Annotated in this window: 8 protein-coding genes; 3 read left to right on the top strand and 5 right to left on the bottom strand. The window is 66.2% G+C overall.

Translation table 11 applies throughout. The features are described from left to right. Window positions 1–78 precede the first annotated feature (78 nt). The 4 genes from K8R92_11785 to K8R92_11770 form a co-directional block, all read right to left on the bottom strand. The gene (locus K8R92_11785; GenBank protein ID MCE9620570.1) at window positions 79–1,140 is read right to left on the bottom strand and encodes an NAD-dependent epimerase/dehydratase family protein; all 1,062 of its coding nucleotides are present in this window, start codon (window positions 1,138–1,140) and stop codon (window positions 79–81) included. A 73-nt stretch (window positions 1,141–1,213) separates the two neighbouring features. Beyond that, the gene (locus K8R92_11780; protein ID MCE9620569.1) at window positions 1,214–3,754 is read right to left on the bottom strand and encodes a hypothetical protein; all 2,541 of its coding nucleotides are present in this window, start codon (window positions 3,752–3,754) and stop codon (window positions 1,214–1,216) included. 34 nt (window positions 3,755–3,788) lie between these two features. Beyond that, window positions 3,789–5,261 carry an efflux transporter outer membrane subunit gene (locus tag K8R92_11775; GenBank protein MCE9620568.1) on the bottom strand — a complete coding sequence of 491 codons (1,473 nt, stop codon included), beginning with the start codon at window positions 5,259–5,261 and terminating at the stop codon, window positions 3,789–3,791. Window positions 5,262–5,314: 53 nt separating this feature from the next. Then, entirely contained in the window at window positions 5,315–5,950 is a 636-nt protein-coding gene (locus K8R92_11770; GenBank protein MCE9620567.1) for a TetR/AcrR family transcriptional regulator, read from the bottom strand. Window positions 5,951–6,163: 213 nt separating this feature from the next. Between K8R92_11770 and K8R92_11765 the strand changes: the two genes are divergently transcribed. From K8R92_11765 to K8R92_11755, 3 genes are all read left to right on the top strand, one after another. Next, complete coding sequence (locus K8R92_11765; protein ID MCE9620566.1) at window positions 6,164–9,340, top strand: efflux RND transporter permease subunit; 3,177 nt, start codon at window positions 6,164–6,166, stop codon at window positions 9,338–9,340. Further along, a complete protein-coding gene (locus tag K8R92_11760; GenBank protein ID MCE9620565.1) occupies window positions 9,337–10,572 on the top strand; it encodes an efflux RND transporter periplasmic adaptor subunit in 1,236 nt (411 codons plus the stop codon). The genes K8R92_11765 and K8R92_11760 overlap by 4 nt, the downstream gene beginning before the upstream one ends. 148 nt (window positions 10,573–10,720) lie before the next feature. Beyond that, a complete protein-coding gene (locus K8R92_11755; protein MCE9620564.1) occupies window positions 10,721–13,366 on the top strand; it encodes a hypothetical protein in 2,646 nt (881 codons plus the stop codon). Window positions 13,367–13,409: 43 nt separating this feature from the next. Here K8R92_11755 and K8R92_11750 read toward each other — a convergent pair whose 3' ends face one another. After that, a complete protein-coding gene (locus K8R92_11750) occupies window positions 13,410–14,705 on the bottom strand; it encodes a hemolysin family protein (GenBank protein MCE9620563.1) in 1,296 nt (431 codons plus the stop codon). Window positions 14,706–14,733 lie beyond the last annotated feature (28 nt).

Below are 14,733 nucleotides of genomic sequence, written 5' to 3'. Positions count from 1 at the left end.
CCATATAGATCTTCAAAATGACTGCTATTCAACTTCATAGCGCTGACAACACGCGAAAAAACACGAAATCGCCCTAGATCAGGTCTTCGGGCGGGCCTTCCACGCCGCGATCAGCTCACTCTCGCGGGCACGGCTGATGCCCGCCGCGCCCGGCTTGGCGCCGAAATCAAAATCCGGCTTGGTCTTGGCAAACCACTCCGCGGTGTCTCGCGAGGTCTGCGCCAGCGGCCGGAACTTCATCCCATGCTCGATCGCCTTGCGCCGATTCATGCCGCCCATCCTCGCCTCTTCGGCCATCGACGCTGGGATCCACAGAGGGAAACCCATCCACGGCTGCACTTTCTGCTCGAGCAGCCACTCCTCATCGGCGGGCACATACGAAACATTGTTCCCGAAGGCGGCGCGACACCCGAAGATCAACCCGTCAAAGGTGAGCGGCCCGTCCGGTCCCATGCAGTTGTAGGCGCCGCCGTGGCCCTTCTCGGCGCAGACGCAGGCAAAGTCCGCCAGGTCGCGCACATCGATGAACGATGCCTCGCTCGCCCAGGGATTGCTCGACTTGGGGATCAGCACCTCGCCGCCGCGCTGCAGCCGCGCCGGCCAGTAGGTGAAGCGGTCGGTGGGATCGCCGGGGCCCACGATGAGGCCGGGGCGAAGCAGGGTGGCGCGGTCGCCGTAGACCTTCGTCAGCGCCCGCTCGCAGGCCGCCTTGAGGGGTCCGTAGGATTCGTTCGAAACCTTCTCGTCGATCACCGCGGGCTCCGGAGCAAGCGGAGCAGACTCATCCGCGTGCACCGGCAGCGGTTCGGCGTAGACATTCACCGTGGTTACCAGCACATATTGCCGCGCGGCGGGCTTTAGCAGCTCGGCGCTGGCTGTCGTGATGCGCGGCACATAGGCGCTGGTGTCGATCACTGCGTCCCAGGTGCGGCCGCCCTTGATCGCGGCGGCCAGCGGCTCCAGGCCCGGCGCCTTGTTCGGGTCGCGGTCGCCGTGGATCTGCTCGATGTCCTTGTCCTTGAAGAGGCCGGGGTTGGTCTTGCCGCGGTTGAAGAGCGTCACGGTCCAGCCGCGCGCCGTGGCGCTTTCGACCAGTGCGGGGCCGAGGAACGAGGTGCCGCCGAGAATGAGAAGCTTCATTCGGACCTTTCTTCATCCGCGTGATGGCGGATCGATGAGGGACAGTTTACGGAAGTCGATGAAATTCGGCGCGTCAGTCGAAGTTCAGCAGCACCAGCCCGACATCTCCGCCGTCGACCGAACCGCTCCGGTCGAGATCGGTCACGCAGCCCGGGCATGGGCCGAAGTCCAGCAAGATCAAGCCCAGATCGCCGCCATCGACATTGCCGTTGCCGTCGAGGTCGCCGAACCGGCCCATCGACACGAGCGCATGCTGAAGACCGGACACATTGCGCAGGTCCGGTGCCACGCCCAATTCGCCCGAGCCTCCCGCGAGACCGGGCAGCCATTGGTTGGTGATCGTGCCGTCCGCCCGCTCCAGGCACGCCGAGAGCGCGATGAATCCGTTGAAATCAGACGCGAGGCCGAGCTCCGCAAGTGGAATGCGCAGCTCCATGCCCTTGGTCGCGGACGCCGCCGACGTGACCGAGCCCGCCGTGATGCCTGCCGTGTTGCTGTTGTCCAGGGCGACCTCAATGTTGTTGGGATTGACGCCGCCCGCGAGCACGCCGTGGCCGGTGTTGACTCCGACGGATCCGCGATAGTCCTTGATCGCGAGGGCGCCGTCCGGCAAATCGACATGGTCGACCCACAGGGTCGAGCCAACCGTGTTGATGAAGTACATCGTGTCGGGTGCGAATCCCGTGTCGAAGTCGAGCCCGTCAAGCAGCGCCAGACCTTGTGGCGGTGCGCCAAGAGCGCCGGTCGCCAGTGTTGACTGGCCGAGGCCGGAACCCGGATCGACATCGATGAAAAGCGCCAGCGGCGTGCCATCGGAAGGCAGGTTTCCGCTGATCGAGACCCGCAGGGCGTCGCCATCGCGCCGGGCGAAGAGCTGATCGAGCTCGCCCGCATTGTCGCCCAGCGAAGAGAGGCACGACTGGGTTGCGATCAGATTTTCATCGCCGGCGTCCGAGGGCAGATTTCGCCCGTCGATGTCCGCGTGGGCGATGTCCTGCGGCGGCGTCAGTGCGGCCCGGGCGATGAACCACGAACGAGCGGCAAGCTGGATCGGGTAGGCGCCCTTATTCGCGGTGGTGATTGCGGTCAGCGTGCCGCTGGTCTGGATGTCCACGGGAATGGTGCCCGCCGTCGGGACGGTGAAGCTCGACATGTTGAGCGTCCCGTTGGCGGTTGCGGAATCCAGGTTGATGGCGACCAGCACCGTCTCGGCGGCGTCGCTGCGCACGAAGGCATAGACGCCGTCCAGCGAGCAGGCGACGGGCGTGTATCCGCCGCGCCGCAGCGCGATCGAACCCTTGCGCGCCGCAATGAGCGAGCGGTAGGTCTCCAGCAGCGATCCGGCGACGCCCTTCTGCTCATCCACGCTGCGGCCGTCGTTGTTGGCCGCGTAGGTTGGCGGTTGCGGCGACAGGCTCACTGCGGCGTAATTGGTCATGGGCGCCCCGGCCACCGCCTTCCACTTGAAGGGCTCGCGCATTGGGATGTCGTTGGCGTCGCTGCCCACATTCGCCTTCGCGCCCTTCATGCCGAGCTCGTCCCCGTAGTAGATGTTGGGAACCCCGGGCTGGGTCAGCAGGAGGGCGGCGGCCACCTTCATCCGGGCGTTGTTGCTGCTGGTGCTGCCGCCAAAGTCCGACGCGAGCCGGTTGGAGTCATGGTCGCTGGTCTGGGGCACGGCGAACTTGCCGGCGGGTATCGCCGCGACCGTGGTTGCCACGCTGGAGTAGAGCCCCGAGGCGCTCTTGTTCATCACCGCCGAGCGCGCCGCGAACTCGAAGGGCTTGGTGATCACCGCGTCGAATGCGCCGGGCGTCAGCAAATCCGTGCCGTAGTTGCCCCAGTCGGAGGGCTCGCAGAAGATGAAAACGTCCGGCCGGATGGTCCGCAGAGAGCTGCACCAGGTTTCCCAGAAGGAAATGTTCGCTCCCCAACCCTCGCCGCCGCTGGCCCATGCGTGATCCAGGCGGAATCCATCCACGCCGTCGCTGGTGTTGCCGTCGCCGTTGGGGTCGAGCCAATGCTTCGCGTAGTTGGTCACCGTGGTCACCGCCGAGGCGTTGTTCAGGTTCCAATGGATGAAGCCGACGCCGGCGCCGTTCCAGGTGTTGTAGTAGGAGCCGACGTAGCTTGAATTTCCGGAGTTCGTGAAGGCGAGCCAGCTGGACCATTGACTGAGCGGATTCAAGTAGGCCGACTGGAAGTACGTGGAGTTCTGGCTGATGCCGTAGGCGACGAAATCCAGGATCACCTTGATTCCTCGGGCGTGCGCCTTCTGCACGAAATCCAGGAACTGTGCCTCAGTGCCGAAGCGCGAGTTCAGGGTGTCGGCGGGGCCGTGCTGGTAGCCGTGGTAGGCCGCCGAGGGAAAGATCGGCTGCAGATAGACCATGGTCACGCCGAGGTACTGCAGGTAGTCGAGCGATGTGTTTGAGGCCAGCCCGCCGAAGTCTCCGAAGCGGGTGTTCACTCCGCCGGTGAAGTCATTGTTGGAGTCGCACCAGGCGATCGGCATGATTTGGTAGATGACTTCGTCCTGCGGGGGCCGCTGCAGCTGCGCGGAGGCGATTGCGACCGCGAGCAGAAAGGGGAGCAGGGCGGCAGCAAGTTTCATCATCCCAGTCTAATCCGTGTATCGCCCGCGACCATTAATTCTTCGGGGAATTTGCAGTAATTTGCAGGGGAGCCTCTTCCGTCGCGGAATCGTTCGACGAATCCTTGCCCCATCCGCCGCCCAGGGCCTTGTACAGCGCGATCAGGTCGTCGGCGATCGCCCGCTCGCTCTGGGCCAGGGCCTCCTGCGTGTCCAGCATGGATCGCTGCGCCGCCAGCACATTCAGGAAGTCCGTTCGTCCTGCCTTGTAGAGCTCGGTGGCCAGGCTGACCGCCTCGGTGAAGGCCTCGGTGGAATGCCTCAGCGAGTCGCGCCGCGACTGTTCCTGCGAGAAATTTACCAGGGCGACCTCGACATCGCGGAAGGCCACCAGCACCTGCTGCCGGTAGTCGGCGATCGCGGCGTCGGTCAGCGCCTTCTGCAGCAGGACGTTCGCCTGCAGGCGACCGCCGTCGAAAATCGTCCAGGTCGCGTTGGCGCCGACGCTCCAATAGGTCGTGGCGAGGCTGACCATGTTGTATCCATTGGTGCTCTGCGTGCCCAGCGCGCCGGTGAGCGAGACGGTGGGGAACTGGTCCGCGACCGCGATGCCGATGCGGGCCGTGGCCGCGTGCAGCTGGGACTCGGCGCGGCGGATGTCCGGCCGACGCTTCAGCAGGTCGGATGGAAGGCCGACGGGAATTTCCTTCGGCACGGTCAGCATCGGCCCGCTGGGCTCGAGTTCCGCCAGCAGCGTTCGCGGATCCTTCCCGATCAGCACATCCAGCGTGTAGATCGACTCGCGCACCAGGCTCTCGAAAATGGGAATGCGGCTGCGCGTCTGCTCGACCTGCGCCCGCGCGTTGGAGACGTCGAGCAGGCCGGTGATGCCCGCCTCGTACAGCTTGGTCGTCAGCTTCAGCGCGTCATCCTGGGTGGCCAGATTGCTGCGGAGAATGCGCAGTTGCTCCTGCGCGGTGCGGAGCAGCGAGTAGCTGGTGGCCACCTCCGCGGCCAGCGTGACGCGCACGTCGCGCATCTCGTAAATCGCCGCGTTGAGCTCGGCCTCGGTCGACTCGATGCGGCGGCGGATGCGGCCAAAGATGTCCAGCTCCCACGAGGCGTCGAAGCCGGCGGCGAAGAGGTCGGTGCCGGGCGAATAGGGCTGCGTCGTGCTGGTGAAGTTCGGCGAATGGGCCGCGGTGCCAAAGGCGTCGACCACGGGGAAGAGGCCGCCGATGGCGATCGCGCGCCGCGCCCGCGCTGCGCGGATGCGGGCCTCGGCCGAGGCGAGCGTCTGGTTGTCGGCGTCGGCCCGCTCGATGAGCGACGTCAGGATCGGATCGTTGAAGTTCGTCCACCACTGGGAGATGTCGGCCTCGCCCGCCACGGGCTTGTTCGTGAGTGCTGCATCGGTCACCGCCGGACTCAGACCCGCCCATGTCTTCTCTTCCGTGGTCTTCGGCGCCTCGAAGTCCGGACCGACCATGCATCCTGCGGCGAGGAAAATCGCGGTGCCGGCGATCATGCGCGCGAAGCATCGCGCGGGTGCCGGTCGCGGAGCTGGTGCGCCTTCACTTTTCATCGGCGGGGGCGTCCCAATTTCGGGGCGGGGGGAAGCAGCGACGAGAGGATCGATTCCAATCCCTCCTCGAACGCCTGGTTGGGCGAGATCTTGTAGAAGGTGCCAGCGAGACGCTTGCATTCCGGAAAGAGCGCCGGATCCAGGGCTTCGAACTCGGCGATGGATGCCGGCAGAAGCGTGGAGTCACTGGCCCGCCATCGCCCGGCGGTGAAGCCGCCGATCTCCCACAGCAGATAGCCGCGCACAAAGCTCAGGAAGACGCGCTGCTTGCGGATGGCGCAGAGATCGGTCGTGCCCGCGTCGAGGAAAGCCTGCAGGGCGATCTCGGTCAGCCGCGCCGAGGCCTTCATCTGCAGGGGCTTGAGCACGAACAGGGGGAAGACGTTGGGATGCTCTCGGGCCGCGGCGCGCAGATGGATGGCCAGGAGCCTCAGGCGCTGACGCGGGGCCAGCCGGCGCGAGGGGAAGGGGACGGTTTCGACGACCTGCGCCGCCATCAACCCCAGCAGCACGTCCTTGCTTGGAACATGCGAGTAGAGCGACATCGCCTCGATGCCCAGCTCGGCGGCGAGGGTCCGCATCGACACGCGCTCCACGCCGTGCTCGTCGGCGATGTGAACCGCGGCTGCCACGACCCGCTGGGGGCTCAGCGTCGGGCGCTTCGGCGGCTTCCCGCCGCCCCCGCGGGTCCGCGCGGGAGGACGGGAGGGGGATCGGGATTTTCGAATCGATCGGGTTGATCCGTGGAGGGGCATGGCTTACAGTGTAACCTTACGATGTAAGCAAAGCAACCGCGCCGGCCGTTGGGTCGGCGCACCATCAACACGCTCCGAGACCCCTCGCCCATGTGGATTGTCCGACTCGCCCTTCGACGCCCCTACACCTTCGTGGTCGCCGCGCTGGTGGTGCTGCTGCTGGGGCTGGTCGCGATCCTGCGCATGCCCACCGACATCTTCCCCGAGGTCGACATCCCGGTGGTCAGCGTGATCTGGTCCTACGGCGGGATCAGCCCGGAGGAGATGGAGCGCCGCATGGTCACCATCAGTGAGCGCGCCATGACCACCACCGTCAACGGCATCGAGCACATCGAGAGCACCTCGCTCTCCGGGGCCGCGGTCATTCGCGTCTACTTCCAGCCCGGCACCAAGATCGAGGCCGCCGTGGCCCAGATCACCGCGATCAACCAGACGCTGCTGCGGATCATGCCACCGGGCACCACGCCGCCGCTGGTGATCCGCTACTCCGCCAGCAACGTGCCCATTTTGCAGATGGCCATGCGCAGCGACACGCTCGGCGAGCAGGCGGTCTACGACATCGGGCTGAATTTCATCCGCACCCGCCTGGCCACCGTGCAGGGGGCGCAGGTGCCGCTGCCCATCGGCGGCAAGCCGCGCCAGATCATGGTCGACCTCGACCCCGAGCTGCTGCTGGCCCGCGGCATCTCCCCCGGCGAGGTCAGCCTGGCGATGAATGCCCAGAACGTGATCCTGCCCGCGGGAAACGTGCGCTTCGGCAACACCGAGTACACGGTCCGTCCCAACAGCAGCCCCGACATCCTCGAGGAGCTCAACGACCTGCCCATCAAGCAGGTCGGCGACAAGACGATCTACATGCGCGATGTCGCCCAGGTGCGCGACGGCTTCACGACGCAGACCAGCATCGTGCATGTGGACGGGGCGCGCAGCGCCCTGCTGACGATCCTGAAGTCCACCGGGTACTCGACGCTGGAGATCGTGCAGCGCGTGAAGGACGCGCTGCCGGCCATCCTGGCCACGCTGCCTCCGGGGCTGGATGTGACGCCGCTGGTCGACCAGTCGCTCTTCGTGCGCGCCGCGATCGACGCGGTGATGTACGAGGCGGTCCTCGCCGCGGTGCTGACCGGACTGATGATCCTCCTCTTCCTCGGTTCGTGGCGCTCGACGGTGGTGATTGCCATCAGCATCCCGCTGTCCATGCTCGTCTCCATCATCTGCCTGTGGGCCCTGGGGCAGACGCTCAACACCATGACCCTCGGCGGCCTCGGCCTCGCGGTGGGCATCCTGGTCGACGACGCGACGGTCGAGATCGAGAACATCCACCGCAATTTGGGCATGCGCAAGCCGCTGGTGCGGGCGATCCTGGATGGCGCGCAGCAGATTGCCGTGCCGGCGTTCGTGGCCACGCTGTGCATCTGCATCGTCTTCGTGCCGGTCTTCCTGATCAGCGGAGCGGCCAAGTTCCTCTTTGTGCCGCTGGCGATGGCCGTGGTCTTCGCGATGCTCGCCAGCTATGTGCTCAGCCGCACGCTGGTGCCCACGCTGGCCCGTTACCTGCTTGGGCCGGAGCAGGCGATCTACGCGGCGGGCGGGCACGAAGGCGGAAGCGGCGCGGTGTGGGCGGTGCACCGCGCGTTTAACCGCCGCTTCGAGGCGCTGGCCTCGTGGCACCGCCAGGCCATCGACTGGACCCTGGATCACCGCCGCAGCGCGCTCGCGGGCTTCGCCTTTCTGCTGGCGATCGCGGTCGGCGGGGCGCTTCTGGTGGGGCAGGATTTCTTCCCGAGCGTCGACACGGGGCAGTTGCGCCTGCATGCCCGGTGCATGCCCGGCATGCGCATCGAGAAGACCGAGCAGCGTTTCCAGGAGGTGGCCCAGGAAATTCGCAGGATCATTCCCGCGAACGAGCTTCGCCTCATCATCGATTCGATCGGACAGCCTTCGGGCGGCGTCAACCTTGCGTTCAGCGACTCCTCCACCGCCGGGCCCGCCGACGGCGAGATCCTGATCAGCCTGACCGACGCGCGCACGCGCAGCGCCGACGAGTACGCGGCCCTGCTGCGCGAGATGCTTCCGCAGCGATTTCCCGACATCGAGTTCTTCTTCCAGCCGGCCGACATCGTGAGCCAGATCCTGAACTTCGGCATGGCGGCGCCGATCGACGTGCAGGTGACCGGGCCCTCGCGGCCGGACAATCTGCGCCTGGCGCGGGACCTGATGCAGCGGTTGGCGCGCGTTCCCGGCGCGGCCGACGTGCATCTTCAGCAGGTTCCCTTCGCACCGGAGCTGAAGGTGGTCGTCGACCGCACCCGCGCCCTCCAGCTGGGCATGACGCAGCGCGACGTCGCCGGCAACATGCTGACTTCGCTCAGCGGCACCGCGCAGGTCGCTCCCAACTACTGGCTCAATCCCAGGAACGGGGTGAACTACTCCATCACCGTGCAGACGCCGATGGCGATGATCGCCGACCTCGACGAGCTCGCCTCCACGCCGCTGCTGACCGCCGGCGCGGGCGAGAGCCACCAACTCCAGAATGTGGCCACGGTCGAGCGCACCCAGGCGCCGGTGGCGATCAGCCACTACAACGTGCAGCCGGTCTTCGATGTCCTGGTCTCCGCCGCAGGCGCGGATCTCGGCTCGGTCGGCCGCAAGGTGCAGGCCATTGTGAACGAGGTCCAGAAGGACGCGCCGCGCGGCACCACCGTGGTGATGCGCGGCCAGTACGACTCGATGCGCACCAGCTTTACCGGCCTCGCCCTGGGACTCGCTGCGGCCATCCTGCTGGTCTATTTCCTGATGGTGGTCAACTTCCAGAGCTGGCTCGACCCGTTCATCATCATCTTCGCGGTGCCCGGAGCGCTGGCGGGGGTGGTCTTCATGCTGCTCTGCACGCAGACCTCCTTCAGCGTTCCGTCGCTCATGGGTGCGATCATGTGCGTCGGCGTCGCCACCTCCAACTCGATCCTGGTTGTCACCTTCGCCAACGACCGGCGTGGCGAGGGCGACGACGCGCGCACCGCCGCCTTCAACGCCGCGACCACGCGCCTGCGCCCGGTGCTCATGACCGCCGCGGCGATGATGATCGGAATGGTCCCGATGTCACTGGGCCTGGGCGAGGGCGGCGAGCAGAACGCGCCGCTGGGCCGGGCCGTGATTGGCGGGCTCCTGGTCGCCACCGTGGTCACCCTGCTGGTCGTGCCCGTCATCTATTCCATGCTGCGGCGCACGCCGCCGCGTCCGAACACCCTTGAGGAGGTCCCCGCATGAATTCCGAGCCCGCACATCACAAGGACGCCGCCGCCCGCCGTCGCAGTCGCTCCGTGCCGATCGTGCTTGGATTGGCCCTGCTCGCGGTCGTGGCCGCTGTGATTGTGTTCGGTGTCCTGCCCGCGCTGAGCCGCACCCGGGCACTCGCCGAATCGGCCGCGGCGCGCAACGATGAACTTCCGCGGGTGGTCTTCGTGGAGGCCGCCGCATTGCCCGCGTCCGCTCGCGTGGTCGTGCCGGCCCGACTGGACGCCCTGCAGGCGACTTCGCTCTATGCGCAGGTCGGCGGCTATCTGGGTCCGATGCTGGTGGACATGGGTGATGTGGTGAAGAAGGACCAGCTCCTGGTCGAGATCCAGACGCCGCTGCTCGATCGGCAGATCGAGCAGAACATCTCGGCGCGCGACGTGGCCCAGGCGAAGATCGACCTAGCGCAGGCGCGGGTGGACCTCTCGCACGCGAGTCTGGAGCGGCTGCGCAGCGTTGGCGACGAGCGCGCCGTGAGCAAGCAGTCGCTGGACGAGGCCTCCGCGAATTCGCGCACCGACAAGGCGAATCTGGCGGCGGCGCGCGCGGACCTGGCCGCCGTCGAGGCGGACGGGCACCGGCTGGCGGCGCTGAAGTCGCTGGCCCGGATCGTGGCGCCCTTCGACGGCGAAGTGACGGCGCGGGGGTTCGACGCGGGTGCGCTCATCGTGGCCGACAAGACCGACAACGCCGTGCCGATCTTCCGGGTGACCAACCGCGAGGAGATCCGCGCCATGATCAATGTTCCGCAGTCCGTCTCGGTGAACATGCATGTCGGCCAGCCGGTGGAGGTCACGGTCAAGGAGATACCCGACCGTCGCTTCACGACCAAGATCACCCGCATGGCGCCGGAACTCGACCGCACTACGCGCACGCTGCAGGTGGAGGCGAGGATCCCCAACGCGGACCACGCGCTCATGCCGGGAATGTTCGCCGAGGCCGCCGTGGTCGTGCCTTCGACCGTCGATGCGTCGCTGGTGCCCGGCGAGGTCATCGTCATCCGCGAAGGCAAGCAAACCCTGCCGGTCATCGACGCGCAGGACACGCTGCACTATCTGCCCGTGACCCTTGGGCGCGACAACGGCACCATGGTCGAGGTGCGCTCTGGGGCGCCGGTGGGAACCCGGGTGGCGACCAACATGTCACGGCAGCTTCCCGAGGGGACCAAGGTCGCACCGGTCGCGCGGGCCGCCGCCAAGCCGTGAGTTGGCGGATTCGATCGACGCAGACGGCAGGACAATTTTGCAAATTTTCGAAATCTGGAAATTTTTTTGCATAAATCATCAATCGAGAAAATGGCCGCTTCACCGAGCGAGCATTCAATTTCGTCGCGCATAGGGTTAGACTTTTGCCATGCACAGACGACCATTCTTCATCGGTGGCGACCGTCGCTTCGCGATCGCCGTGGCCTGCCTTCTGACGGTATTGCTTTGCCGGAGTGCGATCTCCTCCGCGCCCGATGCGGGGGACGCGCCGCCGACCCGGCGCGCGCCGGAGATTCCCCGGCCGCTGCGCAGCCGTGATCTGGGCAATTGGATGAAGGAGATCGCGCCCGCGGACGCGGAGCGGGTGAAATTCGAGCAGGCCTTCGATGCCTACGTCGACCAGTGGGAGCAGCTGCGCGACCAGTCGGTGCGCCCCGCGCAGTCGAAGCGCGACGCGGCGGAGGGCGACGCGACGGCGGACGCTGCGTGGCGAGCCTCCGCGGCCCGGACCTACGACGCGGTCAGCCGGATCGAGGGCTCGATGTTCGACGCCATGCGCACGGCGAAGCTGGACGAGGATCAGAAGGCGAAACTGGACCGCATCGCGTCGACCCGCGCCCGCAAGCGTGCCGGCTCCGCGGTGCGCGGCGTGCCCGTGAATCTGCCCAAGACTCCCGCGCTGAAGGATCTGCCCGCCGAGAAGGCCGCTGCGATCGACCAGCGCCTGTCGGAGTGGGAGCGATCCGCCACGCCGCTCATCGAGCGCCTGGCTGTGGCGAGCCTGGACGACAAGGGCGCCGACCGCGAGAAGGATCTTCGTCGCAAAGTGCTCGCCGGCGAGCGGGCCGCGGTGCTGGACATCGCCGCCTTGCTGCCCGCAGAGGCCGGACAAAAATACGCCGGCTCCTTCCGCCGCCAAGCGCTCTCCTCGGGTTCGTCGTGGGGAACGTTCGCCATGAAGACACCGGAGTCGTTGCGCAACCGCCTCGGCGATGAGCAGGCTCCGGAGAAGTACAAGGAAGCTTTCGACAAGATCAGTCAGTGGCAGAAGCAGCGGGAGGCCCTCGAGGAGGCGGCGCTGGACACCCTCACGGGAGACAAGGTCGCGCCGGAGGCGATGGCGGAACTCGAGTCCAAGTACGCGCAGCTGAATGAATCCAGCCTTGCCGACATCGCTCAGGCCGCCAACATGCCGGATCTTGCGGAGCCCTCGTCGGGAATGATGATCAGTTTCAACAGCCTCGACGACGGGCCGATCGACCTTGGCGACCTTGGCGACCTGGGCGAATTGTCCGGAGGCGAGGGCGGCGCGATGATGTTCTCGAGCGTTGACGTCGTCGGCGGCGCCGAAGCCGGCGCCGGCGTCCAGGCCTCGCACAGCATGTTCGTCATGCGCGGCGACGGTGGGGGCGGCGAAATGATGGAAGGAACCTCGATCCGCACGATGAATGTGCAGATGGTGGTCGACGAAAGCAGCCAGCCCGGCTCCGTCGCGATCCGGAGGGATTCGACGCCGCCCGAGCTCCAGGTCGAAGGGAATCCCGAAGTGAAAATCCCCCCGCAAATGAGCGAAAAAATCGGCGATGCGATCGCGTCCGCCGTCGCCCAATCCATCGAGGAGAACAACGGACCCGACACGATGGCCGGAAGTTTTCATGGCGGCATGATTCAGATGCGGCCCTTGAACCGCCAGGAGATCGAGGGCCTGCGGGTGCGACTGGCCGTGCCCGACGCGAAGCGCGCCGTCTGGGATGCGCTGGCCACCGACCTGCTGCAGAACAACTCCGAGTGGCTCAAGGGTGCACCGGCGGGCGGCTTTCCCATCATGGTCGGCGAGGATCTCGCCACGTACCAGAAGCAGCAGGGTGAGCGCGTGGCGGCGCTGTCCGCGTTGGAGGACGCGTGGTTCGACGACATGAAGACCGGCGTGCAGGGGATCGATCCCGTGCTCGTGGACCGCGAGCGCGGCCGCCGCGCGCTGGAGCGAGTGTTCGCCTCGACGCGGAGCTCCGCCATGCCGATGCCCGACATGATGATGTCGCGCTGGGGCCGCGTGGACCTCTACAAGGCGGCTGACGCGCTTTCGCCCGAAGCGCGCGCGAGAGCCATGCCCTCGATCGACGCCTGGTGCCAGCAGATGCAGCAGGAACTGGCTCCATTCCCCGATCGAATCGCGGATTTCAACCTCGCTCAGCGGTCCCACATGAACATCATTTCAAGCGACGATGGCGCCGGAAAGGTGTCCATGTCGATGAACGTCGATTCCACGGGGGCCGCGGAAATCGAGAAGCTTCGCAAGCCGATCACCGAGGCCTGGAAGCACGTCGAGCAGACGCAAATGAATGGCGTGGATACGGTGGCTGCCGCGCTCGGCGAGCCCGACGCGAAGTTGTTCCGCCGCGCCGTGCGCCAGCAGACGCATCCCGAGGTGTTCAAGACGCAGGAGAAGGTGAATCAGGCCGTCGAACGCGTAACGGCGCTGCCGTCGATTTCACCAGCGCAACTGAAGGCAGTGAACGCACTCATGGACGATTACCGTCTCCGCTGCGACACGCTCATCGAGCGATCCATCGAGCACACGGACAAGAGCGATGCGGGGATTGCCCGCATGATGCAAGGACCGTCCTCCAGCAAGAAAGCGGAAGACGGCGTCAAGGAGGCCCGCGCGATGCAGGTGACCGAGCGCATGCGCGGCGACGCCAGCTACGACCGCGAGGAGCTCAACGCCAGCGCCTTGCGACGCCTTCGCGCGGCGCTCACCGAGGAGCAGGCCAAGGCCGCAAAGCTGAATTGACCGTTCGTTACACTCGTTCCAATCATGACCTTCGACCTGCGCCTTACGCTTTGAGCGGCATCGCCAGCACCTTGTCGATGCGCGTGCCGTCCATGTCCACGACTTCCAGCATGAATCCGCGCCACACCGCCTTCTCGCCGGGCACGGGGATGTGCCCCAGCTGAGCAAGGGCCAGGCCCGCGACGGTGTTCACGCCCGGGAATTCAGCCATGGCTTCGGGGGCGATATTCAAGAGGATCGCCATCTCATGCAATGGGAGCGACCCGTCGAGCAGCCATGACCCATCGCCGCGGCGCTGTCCCGCAGGCCCGGGCTCCTCGGTTCGATGGGGAATGTCGCCGACCACAGCGCGCACGACGTCATTGAGCGTGATGAGCCCCTGCGTTCCGCCGTACTCATCGACGACGAACGCCACATGGGTCTTGGTGCGCTGGAACTGGTCCAGCAGATTGAGCGCGGGCATGGTCCCGGGAATGAACATGGGCTGCTGCGCCACCACGCCGACCTTGAAGTCCGTCCCCGCCAGGAGGCCGTAGGTGATCAAGTCCTTGATGTGAATCACCCCGATCAACTGGTCGATTTTGCGGCGGCACACCGGAAAGTGAGAATGCGGGCTGGTGCCCACCAGCACGCGGACATCGGCGATCGGCTCGTCCTCATCGATCCAGACAATGTCCGAGCGGGGGACCATCAGCGACTCGACGGTGAGGTCGCCGACGCGGAAAACGCGCTGGAAGAGCTTGTGCTCCAGGGGATCAAAGATGCCGGTGCTCGCCGCCCGCGCCACCAGCGCCTTCACATCGTCCTCCGACACATCGTCGTCACCCCGTTGCTTGACCCGCAGAACCTTGAGCAGCGCGTCGGTGGAGAGCGTCAGCACCCTGACAGGCCACGCCGCGACCTTGGAGAGCAGATTGAGCGGCTTGGCGATGAAGGAAGCGATCGCCTCGGGATGGGCCAGGGCCAGGCGCTTGGGAACCAGCTCGCCCACCACCAGCGAGAAATAGGTGATGACCAGGACGACGATCACCAGCGAGATCGGCTCGCTGTAGCCGGCGAGCCATGAAACCCGCGCAACCTGCATTTGAAGTTCGCCCGACAACGCCCTTTCGCCAAAGGCGCCTGAGAGAATGCCGATGAGCGTGATGCCGACTTGCACCGTCGAAAGGAAGCGGGTGGGTTCCCGGGAAAGCGACAGGGCGGTGGCCGCGCCGCTGCTGCCCTTGGCGGCGGCCAGTTGCAGGCGGCTCTGGCGCGAGGTCATCATGGCCAGCTCGGCCATGGCAAAGAATCCATTAAGGATCAGCAGCACCGCGAGGATGGCAAGGGGGAGGAGCATGGCCTGATTATCGCGAATCAGACCATCC

It is taken from the genome of Planctomycetota bacterium, assembly GCA_021414025.1.
Taxonomy (GTDB): domain Bacteria; phylum Planctomycetota; class Phycisphaerae; order Phycisphaerales; family SM1A02; genus SYAC01.
This window is presented reverse-complemented; position numbering and strand designations above follow the sequence as displayed.

Excerpts from the sequence above, each read along its gene's own strand:
- K8R92_11785 (MCE9620570.1), bottom strand. The coding sequence starts at position 1,140 with ATGAAGCTTCTCATTCTCGGCGGCACCTCGTTCCTCGGCCCCGCACTG.
- K8R92_11780 (MCE9620569.1), bottom strand. The coding sequence starts at position 3,754 with ATGAAACTTGCTGCCGCCCTGCTCCCCTTTCTGCTCGCGGTCGCAATC.
- K8R92_11775 (MCE9620568.1), bottom strand. The coding sequence starts at position 5,261 with ATGATCGCCGGCACCGCGATTTTCCTCGCCGCAGGATGCATGGTCGGT.
- K8R92_11765 (MCE9620566.1), top strand. The coding sequence starts at position 6,164 with ATGTGGATTGTCCGACTCGCCCTTCGACGCCCCTACACCTTCGTGGTC.
- K8R92_11760 (MCE9620565.1), top strand. The coding sequence starts at position 9,337 with ATGAATTCCGAGCCCGCACATCACAAGGACGCCGCCGCCCGCCGTCGC.
- K8R92_11755 (MCE9620564.1), top strand. The coding sequence starts at position 10,721 with ATGCACAGACGACCATTCTTCATCGGTGGCGACCGTCGCTTCGCGATC.
- K8R92_11750 (MCE9620563.1), bottom strand. The coding sequence starts at position 14,705 with ATGCTCCTCCCCCTTGCCATCCTCGCGGTGCTGCTGATCCTTAATGGA.